This is a genomic window from Mycobacterium sp. NPDC050853 (assembly GCF_040653875.1).
Taxonomy (GTDB): domain Bacteria; phylum Actinomycetota; class Actinomycetes; order Mycobacteriales; family Mycobacteriaceae; genus Mycobacterium.
The window spans coordinates 52,992-72,653 of sequence record NZ_JBFAGW010000002.1; the positions used below are offsets into that span (position 1 = coordinate 52,992).

The 19,662-nt window shown below is 63.1% G+C and carries 17 protein-coding genes; 11 read left to right on the forward strand and 6 right to left on the reverse strand.

Annotated features, from left to right (window positions below; genetic code table 11):
• The first annotated feature begins 211 nt into the window (after positions 1-211).
• The 4 genes from AB0H22_RS08525 (at position 212) to AB0H22_RS08540 (ending at position 5,775) form a co-directional block, all read left to right on the forward strand.
• On the forward strand, positions 212-1,147 hold the full coding sequence (locus AB0H22_RS08525; RefSeq protein WP_358146252.1) for a metal-dependent hydrolase: 936 nt from the start codon (positions 212-214) through the stop codon (positions 1,145-1,147).
• Positions 1,148-1,197: 50 nt separating this feature from the next.
• Positions 1,198-2,271, forward strand: coding sequence for a PDR/VanB family oxidoreductase (locus AB0H22_RS08530; RefSeq protein ID WP_358146686.1), 1,074 nt, complete (start codon positions 1,198-1,200; stop codon positions 2,269-2,271).
• Between the two features lie 82 nt (positions 2,272-2,353).
• Positions 2,354-4,195 (forward strand): SDR family oxidoreductase, encoded by a 1,842-nt coding sequence (locus tag AB0H22_RS08535; RefSeq protein WP_358146254.1) that lies wholly within the window; start codon positions 2,354-2,356, stop codon positions 4,193-4,195.
• Positions 4,192-5,775: an NAD(P)/FAD-dependent oxidoreductase gene (locus AB0H22_RS08540; RefSeq protein WP_358146256.1), complete on the forward strand. Its 1,584-nt coding sequence runs from the start codon at positions 4,192-4,194 to the stop codon at positions 5,773-5,775. The genes AB0H22_RS08535 and AB0H22_RS08540 overlap by 4 nt, the downstream gene beginning before the upstream one ends.
• A gap of 26 nt (positions 5,776-5,801) precedes the next feature.
• On the opposite strand, the gene AB0H22_RS08545 is transcribed toward AB0H22_RS08540, so the two are convergent.
• Positions 5,802-7,178: a metallopeptidase TldD-related protein gene (locus tag AB0H22_RS08545; protein ID WP_358146258.1), complete on the reverse strand. Its 1,377-nt coding sequence runs from the start codon at positions 7,176-7,178 to the stop codon at positions 5,802-5,804.
• A complete protein-coding gene (locus tag AB0H22_RS08550; protein ID WP_358146260.1) occupies positions 7,175-8,689 on the reverse strand; it encodes a TldD/PmbA family protein in 1,515 nt (504 codons plus the stop codon). The genes AB0H22_RS08545 and AB0H22_RS08550 overlap by 4 nt, the downstream gene beginning before the upstream one ends.
• A gap of 41 nt (positions 8,690-8,730) precedes the next feature.
• Between AB0H22_RS08550 and AB0H22_RS08555 the strand changes: the two genes are divergently transcribed.
• Genes AB0H22_RS08555 through AB0H22_RS08565 form a run of 3 tightly spaced genes read left to right on the forward strand, consistent with a single transcriptional unit; the run spans position 8,731 to position 11,661 of the window.
• Positions 8,731-9,597, forward strand: coding sequence for a sugar ABC transporter permease (locus AB0H22_RS08555; RefSeq protein ID WP_358146262.1), 867 nt, complete (start codon positions 8,731-8,733; stop codon positions 9,595-9,597).
• Positions 9,584-10,399: a carbohydrate ABC transporter permease gene (locus tag AB0H22_RS08560; RefSeq protein ID WP_358146264.1), complete on the forward strand. Its 816-nt coding sequence runs from the start codon at positions 9,584-9,586 to the stop codon at positions 10,397-10,399. Before AB0H22_RS08555 ends, AB0H22_RS08560 begins: the two co-directional genes overlap by 14 nt.
• Positions 10,399-11,661 (forward strand): sugar ABC transporter substrate-binding protein, encoded by a 1,263-nt coding sequence (locus tag AB0H22_RS08565; RefSeq protein ID WP_358146266.1) that lies wholly within the window; start codon positions 10,399-10,401, stop codon positions 11,659-11,661. Before AB0H22_RS08560 ends, AB0H22_RS08565 begins: the two co-directional genes overlap by 1 nt.
• 79 nt (positions 11,662-11,740) lie before the next feature.
• Here the strand turns inward: AB0H22_RS08565 and AB0H22_RS08570 are convergent, their stop codons facing one another.
• The 3 genes from AB0H22_RS08570 to AB0H22_RS08580 all read right to left on the reverse strand — a co-directional run bounded on the left by AB0H22_RS08570 (position 11,741) and on the right by AB0H22_RS08580 (position 15,357).
• Positions 11,741-12,544 carry an energy-coupling factor transporter transmembrane protein EcfT gene (locus AB0H22_RS08570; RefSeq protein ID WP_358146268.1) on the reverse strand — a complete coding sequence of 268 codons (804 nt, stop codon included), beginning with the start codon at positions 12,542-12,544 and terminating at the stop codon, positions 11,741-11,743.
• Positions 12,541-14,541, reverse strand: coding sequence for an ATP-binding cassette domain-containing protein (locus AB0H22_RS08575; RefSeq protein ID WP_358146687.1), 2,001 nt, complete (start codon positions 14,539-14,541; stop codon positions 12,541-12,543). The genes AB0H22_RS08570 and AB0H22_RS08575 overlap by 4 nt, the downstream gene beginning before the upstream one ends.
• An 84-nt stretch (positions 14,542-14,625) precedes the next feature.
• Positions 14,626-15,357 (reverse strand): VIT1/CCC1 transporter family protein, encoded by a 732-nt coding sequence (locus AB0H22_RS08580; RefSeq protein WP_180751846.1) that lies wholly within the window; start codon positions 15,355-15,357, stop codon positions 14,626-14,628.
• Positions 15,358-15,416: 59 nt separating this feature from the next.
• Here AB0H22_RS08580 and AB0H22_RS08585 point away from each other — a divergent pair, with 59 nt between their 5' ends.
• Together AB0H22_RS08585 and AB0H22_RS08590 are read left to right on the forward strand one after the other, a co-directional pair.
• Positions 15,417-16,136 (forward strand): DUF5642 family protein, encoded by a 720-nt coding sequence (locus tag AB0H22_RS08585; RefSeq protein WP_180751845.1) that lies wholly within the window; start codon positions 15,417-15,419, stop codon positions 16,134-16,136.
• Between the two features lie 330 nt (positions 16,137-16,466).
• A complete protein-coding gene (locus AB0H22_RS08590) occupies positions 16,467-16,895 on the forward strand; it encodes an HIT family protein (protein ID WP_358146688.1) in 429 nt (142 codons plus the stop codon).
• An 80-nt stretch (positions 16,896-16,975) separates the two neighbouring features.
• On the opposite strand, the gene AB0H22_RS08595 is transcribed toward AB0H22_RS08590, so the two are convergent.
• On the reverse strand, positions 16,976-17,188 hold the full coding sequence (locus tag AB0H22_RS08595; RefSeq protein WP_358146272.1) for a hypothetical protein: 213 nt from the start codon (positions 17,186-17,188) through the stop codon (positions 16,976-16,978).
• 367 nt (positions 17,189-17,555) lie between these two features.
• Between AB0H22_RS08595 and AB0H22_RS08600 the strand changes: the two genes are divergently transcribed.
• Both AB0H22_RS08600 and AB0H22_RS08605 read left to right on the forward strand, forming a co-directional pair.
• The gene (locus AB0H22_RS08600; protein WP_358146274.1) at positions 17,556-18,455 is read left to right on the forward strand and encodes a hypothetical protein; all 900 of its coding nucleotides are present in this window, start codon (positions 17,556-17,558) and stop codon (positions 18,453-18,455) included.
• A 429-nt stretch (positions 18,456-18,884) separates the two neighbouring features.
• Positions 18,885-19,334, forward strand: a complete 450-nt coding sequence (locus tag AB0H22_RS08605) for a hypothetical protein (RefSeq protein ID WP_358146276.1) — start codon at positions 18,885-18,887, stop codon at positions 19,332-19,334.
• Positions 19,335-19,662 lie beyond the last annotated feature (328 nt).

Sequence of the window (19,662 nt, forward strand, 5' to 3'; positions counted from 1 at the left end):
GCTGACTGGGCACATGAACAGCCTATTTGACGCTTGTGGCGATCGCTGGAGCCTTTTGTGGAGGTTCCGTGGAGGTTCACCTAACTACTTCCCCATCGCCTACACATTAGTCATACTTCATGTATCCGATACCAACAGTATGCCTATTCGTATAGACTCCGTTTTGCTCAGCAAACCGCACGAATAAAGACTCTTGACCAGGAGAAACAGGATGAGGGAACAGGCACTGACCGCCACTGCGATCTCCATGGAGACTCCCGACGTGGCTCCGCCCGTCGACGCAGGCCACGTCGCATTGCACGCTCGCAACGTCACGTTCGACTTTTCACACTCCCCCCTGACCTGGGTTCCGGGCGAACCGATCGCCTCCTACGCCCTCTCGGCGTTGAACCTGATGCTCCCGGTCGGCGAGCAGATGTTTGTCGACGTGTTCAGCCGTGCCCTGCCGTACATCAAGGACGAACGCCTGCGGGAAGACGTCATCGGATTCATCGGCCAAGAGAAGATGCACTCAGACACCCACGACCACGCGCTGCGTGAGTACTTCACCCAGCACGGCATCGACCTGAGCGTGTGGATCAAGCACTCCGAGCAGCTGTTCGAACAATTTCAGAAACGCATGGACTCGCTGCCGCCGAAACTCCAGTACCGCGTCATGGTCCAGGGCGTGACGATGATCGCCGGTCTGGAACATCTGACCTCCACCGCCGGCGATTGGCTACTCAACTTCGACTTCGAGAAGTTCGGGGCCGACCCGGTCATCACCGACATGTTCCGCTGGCACGGCGCCGAGGAGGTCGAGCACCGCAGCGTCGCCTGGAATCTCGCCCGTTACTTCGGGGCCAGCCGTACGCGGCTGATGGTCTACTACCTTGGCAGCTGTGTGCCTATTGTCGGCGGACTGGTCACCGGAGGCTGGCTGCTGGCCCGCGCGGACCCGTCTTTACCTAAGTTCGGTGCACGCCAGTTTGCACGAGAACTAAGACTCGCCATGAAGCGAGAGGCGACGCTGAGTTTCGCTCTGCTCGGAAAGGCGTTCAAGGCCTATCTGCGGCCCGATTTCACCCCGGAGGCCGTCGGCGACACAGCGCAGGCTGTCGCCTATCTCGCGAAGTCTCCGGCGGCCAAAGCCGCCACCGCCGCATGACGAGACCTCATCCGTCGCCACCGCACGCCCCGGGCAGGCTGGACACCCTGATGCGGCTCATGGATCGCGTGGCGCCGCCGGTGTTGACGGCCCTGGACAAGGCGATGCCGGTCGTGTTGCGGTTGGCGCCACTGATTACTCCCAAACCTCCCGAGCCGGAGCTGATAGACCGGACGCTGCACCTGGTGGTGCGCAGCCGATCGGTGGTGGCCGCCGACGACAACGTGGTGAGCCTGATATTCACCGCACCGGACGGCGGCGAGCTGCCCAGCTGGCGGTCTGGTGCACATCTCGATGTCACCCTGCCCTCCGGTGCGCTGCGCCAGTACTCGCTATGCGGTGACCCACGCAATCGCTCCTACTACCGGATCGCGGTACGGCGCATCCCCGACGGCAATGGCGGCTCCGTCGAGCTGCACGACGAGGTCCGAGTCGGCGATACTTTGCAGATAAACGGGCCACGAAATGCCTTCCCGCTGGCCACTTCCGGACATCTCAATACGGCCAAACGCCAGTTCCATTTCATCGCGGGCGGTATCGGTATTACTCCCATCCTGCCCATGCTGGCCACCGCCTCCGACCTGTGGCTGCCCTGGACGATGACCTATGTGGGCCGCAGCAAGGAGTCGATTCCGTTCCGCGAGGAGCTCGCTCGCTACGGCGATCGCATCACCATTCGCACCGATGACGAGTTCGGGCTGCCCACCGCCGAAGACCTGATCCCGGAGCTCCACTCGAACCTGGCGGTCTACTGCTGCGGACCGGGACCGATGCTCAAGGTGGTACGGGACGCGGTCGCCGAATACCCGGGTGCAGAGCTGCATTTCGAGCGATTCGCCGCACCACCCATCGAAAATGGGGTGCCCTTCGACGTCGAGCTGAAGCGCAGCGGCGCAGTCATTTCCGTCCCCGCCGAGCGCAGCGCCCTGGAAACGATACTGGCCACCCGCCCCGGTACCGCCTACTCATGCAGGCAGGGATTCTGCGGTACCTGCAAAGTACGCGTGCTTGACGGCGTACCCGATCACCGCGACACCATCCTGACCGACCAGCAACGCGCCGCCGGAGACATACTGATCTGTGTCTCACGCGCCGAAGGTGGACGTTTGATTCTGGATCTCTAGGCAGCCCACCGATATTCGGTGATTTTTGTTCATTCCGGGTGACCGGGAGTCACCACAACAGAAAGCGCGAACGGAAGCCACCATGACGAGCACCATCGATCCCAAACCCACATTGGCCGGGGACGACACCACCGAAATAACCGAGCATGTGGTGCGCAACGGCGACATCCACGTGGCCTACTTCGTACAGGGCAACCCCACCGGAGAGACCATCCTGCTGACGCACGGCTGGCCCGACACGCATCATCTCTGGGACGGCGTGACCCCTCTGTTGCGGGACCGCTTCCGGTTGGTGGCCATCGACAACCGTGGCGCAGGAAAAACCACCAATCCCAAGAATTTCCGTGATTTCCGGCTCACCGAAATGGCCAGCGACTACGTCGCCGTGGCCAATGCCGTCAGTCCCGACCAGCCGGTACACGTACTGGCCCACGACTGGGGCAGCGCCGCCTCGTGGGAGGCCATCTGCGACCCCGAACTGGAGCACCGGTTTGCCTCGTTCACGTCGGTGTCCGCGCCGTGCGCCAGCCACATGAGCAAATGGGTGCGGGCTCGCCTAGCGCATCCCACCCCCAAGAACCTGGCGTTGGCACTGGGCCAGATCGGATCTGTTCTCTACATGCTGGCGTTCGGCACGCCCGGTCTCCCCAACCTGCTCATGAAGCTGCTGGTCAACGAGAAGCGTTGGCGTACCGGTCTTTCCATAGGGGAAGGCGCACCGGCTGAACAGATCCACCTCGGCCCCACCTTCAGCAGCGATATCACCAGGGCGTTGCGCGTCTATCGGGCGAACGCCATTCCCGCCGTCTTACACCCCGAAGATCGCTACACGAACGTCCCCGTTCAGGTCATCGTCGGAAAGCGCGATCCTGCCATCAGGCAGTCGTGCTACGACGACGAGCCCATCTGGAACAAGCAGACCTGGCGTCGGGTGGTCGACGGCGGTCACTGGCTGCCGTTCTCGCACCCGCAGGTGCTGGCGGCGGCGACCGTCGAGCTGATCGACGCGGTAAGCGGTAAACCGCCGGCGCGGGCACTGCGACGCTCAGAGATGGGCAAGAGCCGCAAGCCTTTCGAGGATCAGTTGGTGGTCATCACCGGCGGCGGTAGCGGTATCGGGCGGGAAACCGCCCGGGAGTTCGCCCGTCAAGGCGCCGAGGTGGTGCTCTCGGATATCAACCTCGACGGCGCCAAGGAGACCGTGGCACTGATCGAGCAGGACGGCGGCATCGCACACGCCTACCAGCTCAACGTCGCCGACGAAGCGGCCATCAACGCGCACGCCGACGAGGTATTCGCCAACCACGGCGTACCCGACATACTGGTCAACAACGCCGGCGTCGGCGCTGCGGGCGGGTTCCTGGAGACACCGGCCGCGGAGTTCAAGCGCGTCATCGACATCAATCTCTACGGTGTGGTGAACGGCAGCCGTGCCTTCGGCGCCAAGATGGCCGAGCGTGGCCTTGGCGGGCATATCGTCAATCTGTCGAGCATGGCTGCGTATTCGCCGCAACAGAAGTTCTCCGCGTACTCGACCAGCAAGTCGGCGGTCTTCATGTTCTCCGACTGCCTACGTGCGGACCTGGCCACCCACGGAATTGGCGTGACCACCATCTGCCCCGGCATCGTGCACACCAACATCATTTCCACAAGCAAGATTTCAGGTGTGAGCGCCGAAGAAGAAAGTCGCATGCAACAGGCCGGCGACAGGGCGTATGCGATGCGTCGCTACGGCCCCGAAAAGGTGGCCAAGCAGATCGTGCGCGCGGTCCAGAAAAACAAGCAGGTCGTTCCGGTAACACCGGAGGCGCGCCTGCAGTACCTCAATAATCGGGTCGCTCCCGGCTTGGGCCGCTTCTTCGCCAGCAAGGGCGGCATGACCGACCTGATGAAGCTCATTCCCGGACAGAAGGAAGGTCGATGACGACGTTCTCCGCGGCTCGCGCGATAGGCGACGATACCCTCCCGGCGTACAAGGATCTGCTGGTACCTGATCTGGTCGCGGTCGTCATCGGGGCCGGGTTCGGCGGACTCGCCGCGGGAAACCGGCTCCGTAAGAAAGGTATCGAGAACTTCCTGATCCTGGAGAAGTCCGACGGGGTCGGTGGAACCTGGAGGCACAATACGTATCCGGGCATTGAGGTGGACATCCCCTCGATGGCGTACTCCTACGCGGAGGCTCCCAACCCCAAATGGTCCCGAATGTTCGCACCCGGCAGTGAACTTCGGCAATACGCGCAGGACTGCGCCGACAAATTCGGGCTGAGGGAAAAGACACGGCTGAACACCACCGTCCGTGGCGTCGTCTTCGATGAGATCAACGACCTCTGGCGGATACGTGCCGTGGACGCCGACGGCGAATTCGAGATCACCACCCGATTCATCGTGTCCTGCCACGGCGCCTTGAGTACACCGGCCGTGCCGGATATCCCCGGGCTGGAATCCTTTGCCGGCAAGACGATCTTGTCGCAGGAGTGGGATCATGACTACCCGCTGGCGGGCAAGAGGGCCGCGGTGATCGGTACCGGAGCCTCCGGTATCCAGATCATCCCGGCGATCGCCGATACGGTGAAGCATCTGACGGTGTTCCAGCGCACCCCCATCTACGTGGGCCCCAAGACGAACCCGTCGATACCTCCCGTCCTTCGGCGGGTATTGCGATACACCCCATTCCTGCTGCGGTCCATCAGGTTCGGTGGTGGGCTCGGCGGCGATCTGGTGCAGACCGTCGGCGTGGTGCACTACAAACAGTTCCCGTATGCCACCAAGGTCGCGGGCGCCGTGGTCAAGGCCAGCATGAGGGCTCGCATCAAGGATCGTGAGCTGCGTAAGAAGCTCATCCCCACTTACGGTTTCGCGTGCAAACGGCCCTCTGCGTCGGCCAACTACCTTGAGACATTCGCCCGCCCGGACGTCGATCTGGTCACCGACTCCATCGCCCGAATCGTCCCCGAGGGAATCGAAACCGCCGATGGCGTCCTGCACCCCCTCGATACCCTGGTCCTCGCTACCGGGTTCAAGGTGTTCGACCTGCCCTACACGGTGCAGGGAATCGATGGAGAGGACCTCGGCGACTTCTGGGAAAACAACCGCATGCGCGCCTACCAGGGTGTTGCGGTGCCGGGATTCCCCAACTATTTCCTGGCACCCGGACCCTATGGCGTGGTCGGGTTCAACTGGTTCGACACCATCAAGATGTGCACCAGTCACGCCACCGAGATGATCGCCGACGGCATCATCCGGCATGCGACACGCGTGGAAGTCAGTCAGGAAGCCTTCGACCAATTCTTCGAACGGGCCGTGACCGCGACCGAAAACCTGGTATTCAAAAGCCCCAACTGCGCGAACTCCCACAGCTACTACGTCAACAAGGACGGCGACACCCCATTCCTGCGGCCGTTCGCGATCGCACATTCGAATGCGATGATGCGTTCCGCGGGAGAGGCTTACGTCCAGTCCCGCAGATATCCGGATACGGACGGACGGGTAACCGTCTACCCGTAGGGCCGGGCCCCGGACTCTGCCGCGAGCTACTGGGCGGCGCTCACCGACGACATGTGGAAGTCCGGGATCCGCAGCGCCGGCATGGCTTGCCGGGTCGCGTAATCGCTCCACTCGCGCGGCAGCGTGTACTCGGTGGCACCCACCTCGGTGACCCGACGCAGCAGGTCGATCGGGCTCTCGTTGAACCGGAAGTTGTTGACGGCGCCGGTGATCTGACCGTCCCGCACCAGGTACACCCCGTCGCGGGTGAGTCCGGTCAGCAGCAGCGTCGTCGGGTCCACGTCGCGGATGTACCAGAGCGTGGTGAGCAGCAGACCGTGCTCGGTGGCGGCGATCATCTCCTCCAGCGTCGCCCCGCCTCCCCCGGTCATGATGAGGTTATCGGCGCCCACCGTTGGCGCGGCATCGAATTCGGCCGCATCGGCGCGCGAGTAGCTCAGCGCGTTGATCACGCCGTCGCGCACCCAGTCGACCCGCTCGATGCCCACGCCGTTGTCGAAGACCGACAACGATTCCCGCGAAATGGGGGTCGCCACGAACGGGCTGCTCTGCAGTCCCGGGTACGACGGATCCGAATAGACCGTGACCGGCAGGTCGGTGAGCCGCTCGCCGATTCGGGTGCCACCCGGACCCGCGAAGGCGTTGCGTCCCTCGTGCGCACCGCGCCCGCCCATCGTCCACACCAGGTACTGCATGAGATCCCCGGTGGCCGACGGCGGCAGCAGCGTCTCGTAGCGCCCGGCCGGAAGCTCGATCTGGTTCTGCGCGGCCGTCAGCCTCTCCGAGAGCTGACGCAACAGCGATTCCGTTGGCACATCGATAAATTCAGGAGTGCATACACCAGCCCAGGCGCTGCCCACACCGCGTTTCGCGTTGATCTCCACCTGCCCCGTCGGCTGGGTGAACCGACGGCGCAGCCCGGTCGACGAGGCCAGAAAGGTGGTCTGCCGCTCGTGGCGGGCGTACCCGTACAAGGTGTCGGGACCATCGAAGCCGGTCGATAGGTCAGCGGCCAGCGATCCGAACACGTCTGCGCCGGTGGGCGAGATCTCCGCATCCCACGCCTCGCCCGCGGTATCGCCGGGGCCCAGCAGCGGCATGGCGTCACGCGATGGGGGTGCCGACGCGGCCTCGGCCTGGCTGGCTGCCACCAGAGCCGCGAGCGCGGCCGGATCGGCATCCTCGGTGAGCACCGAGCCAACCCGGGTCTGCTCCCCCTGCCGGACAATAGAAACCACCGCGATGCCGCGTTTGACGGACTCACCGTTGGTAGTCATGGAGCTGCCTGCCCAGCGCAACGATGCCTCGCTGCTGTCCTGGATCAAGACGATGGTGTCATCGGCACCGCCGCGGCGCGCGGCCTCGACCAGCACATCCTCGGCGAGCTGCTGTGCGGGAATCATGCGGCACCGCCTTCCTGCTTAGTGTTCAGCACGCTGACGCCGCGGAACAGTGCCGACGGGCAGCCATGGCTCACCGCCGCCACCTGCCCGGGCTGAGCCTTACCGCAGTTGAACGCTCCCCCCAGACGCCAGGTCGATTGCCCGCCAACGGCTTCCATCGACCCCCAGAAATCGGTGGTGGTGGCCTGGTAGGCGACATCGCGCAGCTGCCCGTCCAGCTTGCCGCCGCGGATGCGGAAGAACCGTTGCCCGGTGAACTGGAAGTTGTAGCGCTGCATATCGATTGACCATGACTTGTCGCCGACGATGTAGATGCCGTCCTCCACGCCCGAGATCAGATCGACGGTGCTGCGCTCATCCGGGGAGGCCAGCAGCGACACGTTGGCCATGCGCTGGATGGGCACGTGGTGCGGCGAGTCGGCGTACGAGCAGCCGTTAGAGCGCTCCTGCCCCAGCCGTGGTGCGAACACACGGTCCAGCTGGTACCCGACGAAGATGCCGTCGCGCACCAGATCCCAGCGCTGCGAGGCCACCCCCTCGTCGTCGTATCCCACCGAGGCAAGCCCGTGCCGCTCGTTGCGGTCGGCGGTGACATTCATGACGGGCGAGCCGTACTTCATGGTGCCGAGCTTGTCAGGGGTCGCGAAGGAGGTGCCCGCGTAGGCGGCCTCGTAGCCGATGGCCCTGTCGTATTCGGTAGCGTGGCCGATGGATTCGTGAATGGTCAGCCACAGGTTGGTCGGATCGATCACCAGGTCGGTGGGGCCCGCGACAACGCTGGGTGCCTTCACCTTCTCGGTAAGCAGCTCGGGGATCTCGCGCAGCTCGGTGCTCCAGTCCCACACCCCGTCGCTACCGATGGCTTCCCAGCCGCGGCCCATCGGCGGGGCCAGGGTGCGCATGGTTTCGAAGGACCCGGTAGCGGCGTCGACGGCGATCGCGTCCAGCTGCGACATGACCCGGACCCGCTGCTGGGTGATCGACGAGCCGAAGGTGTCGGCGTAGAAGGTCTGCTCCTTGACCGCCGTCAGGGTCGCCGAGGCATGGTCCACCCCGTCGGAGGCCAGCAGCCGCCCCGAATACTCCTGCAGCACCGCGATCTTGTCGGCCTGCGGCACCCCGAACGGGTCAATCTCGTATTCGGACACCCACTGAACATCGGCATAGACCAGCTCGGCCGCCAGCTCGACGCGTTCGCGGTTCAGGCTGTGCAGTCCGCGTGCGACGGCCACGGCCCGGCGCGCGGTCTCGGCAGCGGCCGTCGTGTCGAGCTGCACGTGGGAGGCGAATCCCCAGGTGCCGTCGACGATCACCCGCACCGCCAAACCGATGGTGCGTCCCGATACCGCCGTCTCCACCTGCTCGTCGCGGAGCACCAGCTCCTCGTTGATCAGCCGATGGATGCGCAGGTCGGCATAGCTGGCGCCAGCGGTGCGCGCCGCGTTCAGGGCAGCGTCGGCAAGTTCGGCGCGGGGTAGCGCCAGGAAATCAGGATCTACGGACCGAGTCACGCGCTCAACCGTACCTACGCTGTCCACGGTTTAATGTCCCAGTGACACGCTCCCGGCAGACAGCCGTCGCGTACGGACTGCTGGCCCCGAGCCTGTTCGGGGTGGCGGCGTTTCTGCTGCTGCCCATCCTGGTGGTGATGTGGCTGAGCCTGTGCCGCTGGGATCTGCTGGGCCCCATCGAGTTCGTCGGCCTGGACAACTGGCGTTCGGTGTTCTCCGATGGCGCCTTCGGCCATTCCCTGCTGGTGACGCTGGTCTTCGTGGCGCTGGTGATTCCGGTGCAGACGGCGCTCGGGCTGGCTGCGGCGACGCTGCTGGTGCGCGGCCTGCCCGGCACCGTGCTCTTCCGGACCATCTACGTCATCCCGTGGATCTGTGCGCCGCTGGCCATCGGCGTGCTGTGGCATTGGATGCTGGCGCCCACCGATGGTGCGATCAACGCGCTGCTGGGGCAACGCATCGAATGGCTCACCGACCCGAACCTGGCGCTGCCGGTGGTGGCGACGGTCAGTGTGTGGACCAACGTCGGCTACGTGGCGCTGTTCTTCATGGCGGGTCTGTTGGCCATCCCGGGCGATGTGCACAACGCCGCCCGGGTGGACGGCGCGACGTCGTGGCAGCGGTTCCGCCGGATAACCCTGCCGATGCTGCGGCCCACGTTCTTCTTCGTCCTTGTCACCGGTGTGGTGAGCGCGGTGCAGACCTTCGACACCGTGTACGCGCTCACCAGCGGCGGCCCGCAGAACCGCACCGACCTGGCCGCGCACCGCGTGTACGCCGAGGCGTTCGAGTCTGCCCATGTCGGACGCTCGGCCGCCATGTCGCTGATCCTGTTCCTGATCCTGGTCACCATCACGGTGATTCAGCACCGCTACTTCCGGACCCGGGTGAGCTATGACCTGGTCTAGGAATGCTCTGGTGTATCTGCTGCTGACCGTCGGCGCCGCGATCACGCTGGGCCCGTTCCTGTTGGCGGTCTCGGCATCACTGAAGTCGACGCGGCAGTTCGCCACCGATTCTCCGCTGGCGGCGCCGAATCCGTTCATGGTCGCCAACTACACCGGCCTGGCCGATGCCGGGTTCGGGCGCGCGGCCCTGGTGACGGTGTTGATGACGGCGATCATCGTGATCGGTCAACTGACGTTCTCCGTGCTCGCCGCATACGCCTTTGCGCGCCTGCAATTCCCGGGACGCGACGGACTGTTCTGGGTGTATCTGGCCACGCTGATGATCCCGGCGACAGTGACCGTGGTGCCGATGTATCTGATGCTCACTCAGGTCGGATTGCGGAACACGTTCTGGGCATTGGTCATCCCGTTCATGTTCGGTTCGCCCTATGCGATCTTCCTGCTGCGTGAACACTTCCGCACCATTCCCGACGACCTGATTCGGGCGGCCCGCCTCGACGGCGCCAACACCCTCGACATCCTGTGGCATGTGGTGGTTCCGATAAGCCGTCCGATCCTCATCACGCTGACCCTCATCACCGTGGTCTCCCAGTGGAACAACTTCATGTGGCCGTTGGTGATCACCAGCGGAGGCACCTGGCGGGTGCTCACCGTGGCGACGGCCGGGCTGCAATCCCAGTTCAATGCGCAGTGGCCCATCGTCATGGCGGCGACCACCGTGGCGACCGTGCCGCTGGTGATCCTCTTCGTGGCATTCCAGAAGTACATCGTCCGTTCCATCACCCTGTCCGGACTCAAGTGATGAAATCTTCCACCCGCGCCGTCCTCACCCTCGGGCTGGTCGCCCTGCTGCTCTTCGGACTTGCGGCATGGCTCGGGATTCCCAAGACACCGCATGGGAAAACGGTTGTCACCGTGCGGGTGTGGGATGAGCAGGTGGCCAACGCCTACCGCAGCTCGTTCGATGAGTTCACCCGGCGCAATCCCGACATAACCGTGGTGACCACGGTGACGTCCTATGCGGGCTACTTCAACTCCCTGCGCACCGATGTGGCCGGGCACGGCGCCGACGACATCTTCTGGCTCAGTAACGCCTACCTGTCCGACTACGCCGACACCGGCAATCTGATCCCCGTTGACCCGCAAGCCGACTGGGATCCGTCCGTCGTCACGCAGTTCACCCGAGCAGGCAAGCTCTGGGGTGTCCCCCAGCTCAGCGACGCCGGGATTGCCCTGTACTACAACAAGAACCTGCTCGACGAGGCGCAGGTCGACCCGGACGAGCTCGCGGATCTACGGTGGGACGCCGACCCCGCCGTCGACACCCTGCGCCCGATGCTGCACCGGCTCACCGGGCCCGGACACTGGGCATACAACGCCGCCAACGACTTACAAGGCATCTACCTGAACTACCTGGGATCGGCGGGTGCCGTCTTCCAGCAGGACGACAAGTTCGCGTTCGCCAATCCCCAGGCCGAGATGGCGTTCAGATACCTCGTCGACCTCATCAACGTCGACAAGGTGTCGCCGTCGGCCGCCGATACCAACGACAACAACGACTTCTCCCGCAACCAATTCCTGCAGGGACGGATGGCGCTCTTTCAGTCGGGCACCTACAACCTGGCCCAGATCCAACAGAACGCGACCTTCCCCTGGGGTGTGGCGATGATGCCGGCGGGCCCGGAGGGCCGCGTCAGCGTTACCAACGGCATCGTGGCCGCCGCGAACTCGTCCTCACCGCATCCCGAAGCCGTCAAGAGGGTGCTGGCCTGGATGGGCAGCACCGACGGCAACTCATTCTTGGGCCGCAGCGGCTCGGCCATACCCGCCGTGCTGACCGCACGCGAGCCATACCTTCAGCACTGGGCCGACAAGGGTGTCGATGTCGGCCTGTTCTTCGAGGTGTTGAACGGTGCACAGATCGCGGCCCCGGGTGGCCAAGGATTCGGGGCCGGATTCGCCGCGCTGAAACCGTATTTCGCGGAGATGTTCCTGGGCCGCCTCGATGTTCACACCGCGCTACAGCAGGCACAGCACGCCGCGAACAGGGCTCTCGAGCGGTAGCCCCGCGCCGAGTGTGCCAATGGTGTCGAAAGTCAGCCGAAAATCGACGCAATCCGCACACTCGACATCAAGTCCCGCGCTACAGCACCTCGAACAATACGACCGCGGTCCCGATCGCAATGACTACCAGCAGGGCGACCGCATCCCGCAGACCGGGCCGCGCCGGATGCGCCGCGATCTGTCCGGTGCCACCGCGTGCCGTGATGGCATCCCCCATCTCCGAGGCTCGCCGCAAGGCGACGGTGATTGCAGCAGTGATCAAGTCGACAACCTCGGCCACCCAGCTCAGCCCGCGTCGCCCTTCGCGCACCTGAGGCGGGCGCAATCTACGGGCTGCGATCAGCACCCGGAACTCGTCGAAAAGCATGGGGAATGATCGCAGCGACAATGCCAGCGTGGCTGCACGCTCGTCGACCGGAATCCCGAAGACCTTCAACGGTCGCCCCAGCACCGCGACGGCGGGTGCGATTTCGGAGACATTCGTCGTCCACGACACCATCGCTCCCGCACCGAGCAGCACCATCGCGACCGCGGTCGTCCGAGCCACCGCGAGCACACCGTGGAATCCGATGGTCAGCCCGCCGATATGCCAGAAGGGCGGCCCTCCGCTGAAGAACACCGTGAGGCTGCCACCGATCACCAAGGCCACCATCCAGAGCGGAATGGTGGGCACCGCTCCGCGCGGGATATGCGCCAACCACGCGGTAAGGACCACTATCCCGGCCACCGCGCCGATCGCCGTCCAGGTGGGGAACAACGTCAACAGCACCGAAATAAGAAATACCGCAATAAGTTTGGTACCCGCCCACAGCTCGTGGATCGTCGAAGTACCGGGGACCGGGCGTAGCAATACCACCGGACGGCGCGGAGCACGTGTTGTCATGACCGATCCCCCGACGCCACTGACTCCGGCAACAGCACACCGGATTGCAGATGCACCGTCCGCGGACACAGATCCTGCATGCCATCGAAGTCATGCGAGATCACCACGATGGTGAGCCTCTCACGCTCTCGCACCTCAATCAGCAGCCGCAGCAGGCCCGCCTGCGACTCGGCATCCAGACCCGCCAGCGGCTCATCGAGAATCAGGGCACGCGGGGAACGGGCCAGCAGCCCGGCCAGCACCACGCGACGCATCTGACCACCGCTGAGCTGGTCGATGGGACGCTTGACGAGGTCGGCATCGAGTCCGACGCGGGCCAGAGCCTGGACGACGCGGTCGGTGTCACGAGCTGAAAACCCTGCCGCCGAAGCAATTTCGTAGTCGACGCGGCTGCGCAGCAGTTGCAACCGGGCCGCCTGAAAACAGATGGCCACCGACCCCACCTGATCCGATACCGGCTTGCCATCCAACAGGCACTGCCCCGACGTCGGTTTGGTGAGACCCGCTGCGATCCAGGCGAGCGTCGACTTTCCTGAACCGTTACCGCCATGGATGAGCACACCGTCGCCCTCGTGCACGGTCAACGACACCTCGTGCAATGCCGTCTTCGTCCAGGGGGTTCCGCTGGCGTACTGGTGGCCGACGGCGTCGAACTCGAGAACGACAGGCGCTTCGACGTCGAGTCTCGCAGGCGTGGTGGTGGGCACCGGAACGGTCTGAATCGCGGTGCGCGCGCTCTTCCCGTTGACCGCGCGCAGGGCGATCTCGCGGTCCGCGGCAGCGGCCTCGGACTGAAAATGCGTGATGTGCACCAGGGACATTCGGTGCTGATCGGTGAGCCGCGACAGCACTCCCAGCAGATCCTGGCGCCCCTGCGGATCGACCATGCTAGTGATCTCATCGGCCACCAGCAGTGCAGGGTCGCGCGCCAACGCCGACGCCACCGCCAGGCGTTGCAGCTCCCCACCCGAGAGGGATGAGGTGCTGTGTTGACCCATCCCCTCCAGGCCGACCTCGCGCAGCAGACCGTCGATATCGACCTCATGATCGGCGGGCAGACCCCACACCACATCGTCGGCAACCTTCGTGCCCAACACCTGACTTTCCGGGTGCTGCATGACGATTGCGGTGCCGCCGATGGCGCCGAGCCCCACCGATCCCGGCCGCTCGATCTCGCCGGAGGTGGGTTCACGCCCAGCCAGGATACGCATCAAGGTGCTCTTACCCGAACCGTTGGGGCCGGTGATCGCGACATGCTCACCGACGTCGATGTTCATCGAGAGCGGCGCCAGCGCATCGGATTCACCGCGCGGATAGCGGAAACTCACCTCCCGCAGGCGGGCGGGCACCGGCCCCACCTCGCCGGTCAATACCGGCGGATCGAGTTGGTGCACATCGGGAATCACCGACAGTCGCCGAATCACCCGGGAGAGCACCCACCAGCCGAACATCGTCGACAAGAACGTGAACGCGAAGATGATGCCGCCGATGAACCACACCCAGTTGCGTATTGCGTAGTCGATGGCGCTCGTCGCGTGCACACCAACGGTTTCCAGATGCGGCAGGTGGCCGATCATCTTGAACAGGCCCTCCAGCGAGGCGCGCAGGGCATCGAAGATCAAGTTGCGCATTCGGTTCAACAGGGCCAGTGCACCGACCGCCAGACCCGCGATGATCGCACTGCAAATGACCCCGAGCACCGTCAGCACCGGCATCCCGTGACCGCGACGGCGCACCACGCCGGTAAGGCCACCGATGTAGACGCAATTGCCCATGGCGATCAATCCGCCGAGCCCGGCGAGCAGAAACGCGATGACACCACCGGCCACCGCCGCGGCCAACAGCACGCGGATGCGATAGCGATAACCCAGCAGACCCATGGGAATGGCGCCGAGCAGTTGCAGTGCGCCGAAGATCGGCAGGGTGATCCCGACGATGACCATGGCAGCGGTGAGCGCGGCCATGACGGCCGCCTGAGCCAATTCATCGGGTTTCAGGGGCACCCTGGCGAAATTCACTTCACAATTCTGCCAGCCGACCAGCCCGTACTCAGCACATTCTCAGGTTCGCGGGGTGGCGCGCTAATTCACCGCGACGCCGATCAGATGCCCTATCACGTAGGTGGCGCCGATTGCGATGGCACCAAAAGCCAACTGCCGCAACGCACTCAGCCACGGAGATCGCGCCGTGAAACGCCCGGCGACCCATCCGGCGATCAACAGACCCACCCCTCCGCAGGCCAAACCGGCCAATAGTGACGCGAATCCCAACAGGAACGGGATCAGCGGCACCACCGCACCCACCGAGAAAGTCAGGAACGAGGAAATTGCGGCCACCCATGGCGACGGGGTGTCGTTGGGGTTGATCCCGAGCTCTCGGGTGAGGTGAATTGTCACCGCCGTGTTCTCGTCCTGATGGATCTCGTCGACGGCCGCGGCGGCCGTCTGTGGCGAGAGCCCGATATCGCCGAGCATGGCCATCAGCTCCTGCTTCTCGGCCTCGGGATGCAGCTGGATGGCGCGACGTTCCACGCTCACCTCATGCTCGATCTGCGAATTGGACGTCGACACCGATGTGAATTCACCCAGCGCCATCGAGAACGCACCCGCCACCAGGCTGGCGGCACCGGTCAGCACGATCGCATGGGTATCGAGCCCGCTGGCACCCACACCGGCGACCAGCGCCGTGTTGGTAACCAGACCGTCCATGGCGCCGAAGGTGGCCGCGCGCAACCATCCCCCGGACACATCCGGGTGCGTATGGTCAAATTCATGCGGTAGTTCGGCAGATCCCGTAGAGCCGTCGAGTGCCACGATGTTTGAATCTACGTCCAGGCTCCTGAATTCGCACTGCTCAGAGGGGAATTACCAACATGAATCGCTCACTCGCCGCTATCGGCACCGTCGTGCTGACCGGCGGACTGCTGCTGGCGTGTTCGAACAACGACAAGAAGGACGAGTCCGCGGGCTCCTCCGCAAGCAGCGCCACCAGCACCGCGGCGGCCGCTAGCGGCATCGATATCGCCAAGATCGACACCATCAAGGACCAGTTCCCCGCCGGGTACACCGCGACGGTGCAGCCCAAGACCACGGTGACCCAGCAGATGCTCGATCAAATGAAGGGCGTCTTCGAGCAGGCCACGTTCACGCCCCAGGCGTGCGCCGACAAGATGCTAGGCGCGATGCCGAAGGTCACCGGGACCTCGATGCAAGGCGTCACCGGCACCAAGGGCGGCGACCCCGCGAACCCGATGTCGAAGAACATGATCATCGCGGCCGCGATCGAGACGGTCAACGCGATTCCCGAAGACACCAGCGGCGGAGAGTGCGACAAGTTCACGCTGTCGCTCGCGGGCATGGCTGAGGGAACCGGCGAGAAGATCGAGGCGCCTGCGATCGACGGCGTGAAGACGACCGGTACCGCCACCTCTATCAAGGTCAGCGCTCCCGGTATGGAGCAATCGATGGAGCAGACGACCTACTCAGCGCAGCTCGACGACCACCACGCCGTGACGGTGTCGGGTATGGGTGACATCGACCGCAACGATCTGTCCGATGTCTTTGTGAAGGCCGTCAACGCCGTCAAGGGATAGGCCGGACCGGGATGCCCGCCCCGGCCAGGGGCGGGTAGCCCGGCGCTCCCCAGTACGCACCGGGCGGGTAGTAGCCGTAACCATACCCAGCCGAACTCGGTACGCCCTCGCATCTGGTGGTGAATCCGGCGGAGGCACAGACAGTCGCCTGGGCGGTATCAGTTCCCCGATCGGGGAGCACAAATGGCGCTGAAGCCAGAGCCCCGGCTATAAACACGGAGCAGAGAATTCGCGCCACATTTCGTGGTCGCTTCATGACTCCAGAATAGCTCCGGATTCGCCGGTTTCCGTGATCATGATCGGCTTCACACTGGTTAGGGTGGGGCCGTGATTGACGATCAGTGTGTGTTCTGCAGCATCCTCTCCGGCGACCTCCCCAGCGTGAAGGTCGCCGAGGATGCGACGACCTACGCGTTCATGGATATCAACCCCGCCACCGAGGGGCATCTGCTCGTTATTCCCAAGCGGCACAGTAAGGATCTGCTCGAGATACCCGGTGACGATCTCACTGCGGTGACCCTGGCGGCACAGCGGATTGCCAAGGCCGTGATCGGTGAACTGGGTGCGGACGGTGTGAACCTGCTCAACTGCTGCGGATCCGATGCGTGGCAGACAGAGTTCCACTTTCACCTGCACGTGATTCCTCGCTACCGCGACAGGTCCAAGGACCGGCTACAGCTGCCCTGGCAACCCGGCATCCGAGGCGACGCGCACACCCTCAGCGCGCTGGGCGGACGCCTCGCCGCGGCCCTGAGGTAAGCACCACGCGTACATTCGCCCCCCTTTGCGTGCGCCCTGACCAGTACCCGGAAGCCTTGGCCGGTGGGGACCACGCACGGCTACTGGCCGATCAGCGCCGGGCCACCAAACAAGTACGCAACCGGATCACCCTTGTGCGCCGCCAAGACCAACCCGGGACTCTCGACGAGCTGCAATGGCGCCAAGCGTAGGAAATCCATCAACTCATCGAGCAACACCACGCCGAACTCGTAAGACACTCCCAGAACCCGGATAAGTAGCTGAGGGCGAGGTTCGCCACCCGTGGTTGACATCAAGTTCAGCATATTGCCAGGTGGTGACAGGTTACTCACAGATTCAATGCCGATACCGCGCCCTCGGACTTGATCCAGCAAACATGGTTCTCTAGACATATCCTGGTGCGATCTGCCATGCTCCAAGCAGCAGCTACACGCGCGACACGCGTGAGGCAAGGAGCGGGAGGGTCTTCTACACGTGGTTATGAGTGATCGTTGGCGCATGTCACCAGGTTTGCGCAAGGTATCGGCAGTGGCAGCCATAGTGGCTCTCGCTATCGGCGGGGCGAAGGTCGCCAGCGACCACACGATGCCTGGCACCGGGTTTTCCACTGTCCAGACAGCGGCTGCGGACCCGACCGGCCCGCCGGGACCCTCTGGCGGCATGACTGACGGCGGGGGTTCCCAATTTCAGCCGCCTCAAATGCCTGGTCAGATGCCCGATTATCAGGGCGGCAACCAGCCACCGTTGAATCAGGACAACGGAATTTCCATCTACAACACGGGCGCGCAGGGTGCGCCACAGCAAGGCGGTCAGCAAGGCGCGCAACAACAGCCAGGCAATCAGCAGCCGCAACATGGAAGTCAGATCCCCGATTACCAGACCGCCACCCCTTACACGCAAGGACCTGGCCAAGCCAACCCCGATTACCAAGCACCACAACAGAATTCGCCGCAGCAGGGGCAGCAGCCGCAACAACAGCAGCCGAACCAGCAACAAGAACAGCAACCGCAGAACAAACAGGACCAAGACACTCAACAACTCAACCAACGGCAACAACAATGCCAGCAATTGGCGAACGCGACATCTGGGCAACTTGCAAAAGCTCTCGTCAGTAGGGCTGGCGGGGCCGGAAGCCTTCTAAGCGGGCCAGGGCAAGACCCTGTTGTTACCGATACCAACGGATGTTGCCCACCTCAAGAGTCTCCTGGGGAAGGTAAAAGTTGGGTGGAGAGAACAAAACAAATTGGGCGCTGCGCCTGGGCTGTCGCCGATCTAGGTCTCACCTATGCTGTTCCAGGCGGCATAGGGGCGGGAATTGTCAAGCTGACAGAGAAAGCTGGGCCAGTAATTGTCAAGGCAGTAAAGGAATTTGTAGAGCAGATAGGCAAGATAAAGGCGGCGACGGCAGGATCGGGCGGAGGTGTCGTGGCTTTCGCTTGGGCGCTAGTTAAAAGCGGGGAACTCGCGAAGGCTGCAATAGAAGTATATAAATTGGCCGTTGACTACTTTGTTGGCCCACCGAAAGCTTTCGTAGAAGAATGCTTCTTGAAATGGAAATAGCAGGAGAGGACGCGGAATGGTAGGGTCCTATGTCGCAGGTATATACTTCTTTCTTGTTGCCGTAGTCCCGTTTGTGATAGTGCGAATAACGCGTAGTTCAACAGTCGAGTTCGGGAAGTCTATCCTGGCCAGTGGATTCGGTGCTGTCGCGGTGGCCACTCCAATAATTGCACTGGTCAGTTTTAGCGCATCTCAAACGATCGAAAGCGAATACCTTGACATCAAAAATGGCATCCGGGTGAGCTCCGCTATTTTCACAGCAATTTCTGTTTCGGTGAGCAACGTTATTGTTTGCAGACTAGGAAGGCGCAAGGATTCGCTCCTCCCAGTGAGTTATATTCTCTACGGGACGCTGCCATTTATTTCGGTGGCCGCAGTCATGTCCTCCGTCGTGCTCGACTCAATATGGTAACGATAGGGAGATGTAAGGTGCCGGAAAAGGCTTCCAGACTCTGGGCTTACTTAATCGTGACAGCGATTGCGTTCACTGCGCTCGGAATCGGCGTCGGTGTTTATAGCAGCAGTACTCGAACAGACGTAAAGGTGGATTCCTCCGGGAAAGCTGTTCAGGCGCTCACCGATGCACTCGGTGCGCGTGATGACGGCGACGAGAAACTCGTCAGAACCAAGTTGTGCGGCAAAGCATTGGAATCCTTCGACAGCGGTACAGGCGACACCAAAGTCTTAGATATTGCACCCGGACGTGGACGGCAAGTATTCACAGACCCCGAGGTAGTCGCCAGCGAGGATAAAGCGGCCGTGCTCGCGGACATATCTCGCGACGTGGAATCCAAAGGCGTAGTAATGCCCATGCTGTTTCGGATGAGCAAGATAGACGGCTCTTGGCGGGTGTGCAGTTATATGAATGTTTTCCAGTAAGGAATGAGATCACTTCTAATGCGCGTATGGATAGTGCTCGCTGTTGCAATATTGTCGGGATGTGCCGGAGGTAATTCTTCAGACAATGCACGTCAGGTTAATCATGGCGACCAACATGGTTACGAGTCCGTCAAACTAAACTTGGATAGTGTTCCTGGTCAGTTTCCTTGGCCTTCTGCTTTGACTGATGATGGTCAATCGATTGCTCCCGTGCGTGCATGTGTGAACGTTTCAGGGCCGAACGCTGCAGCGTCGTTGACCGTGGTTGATTGTGGCTCCAGGGAGCATACATATACGGTAATCCAGCGGGTGCTGACACCGGACCAGT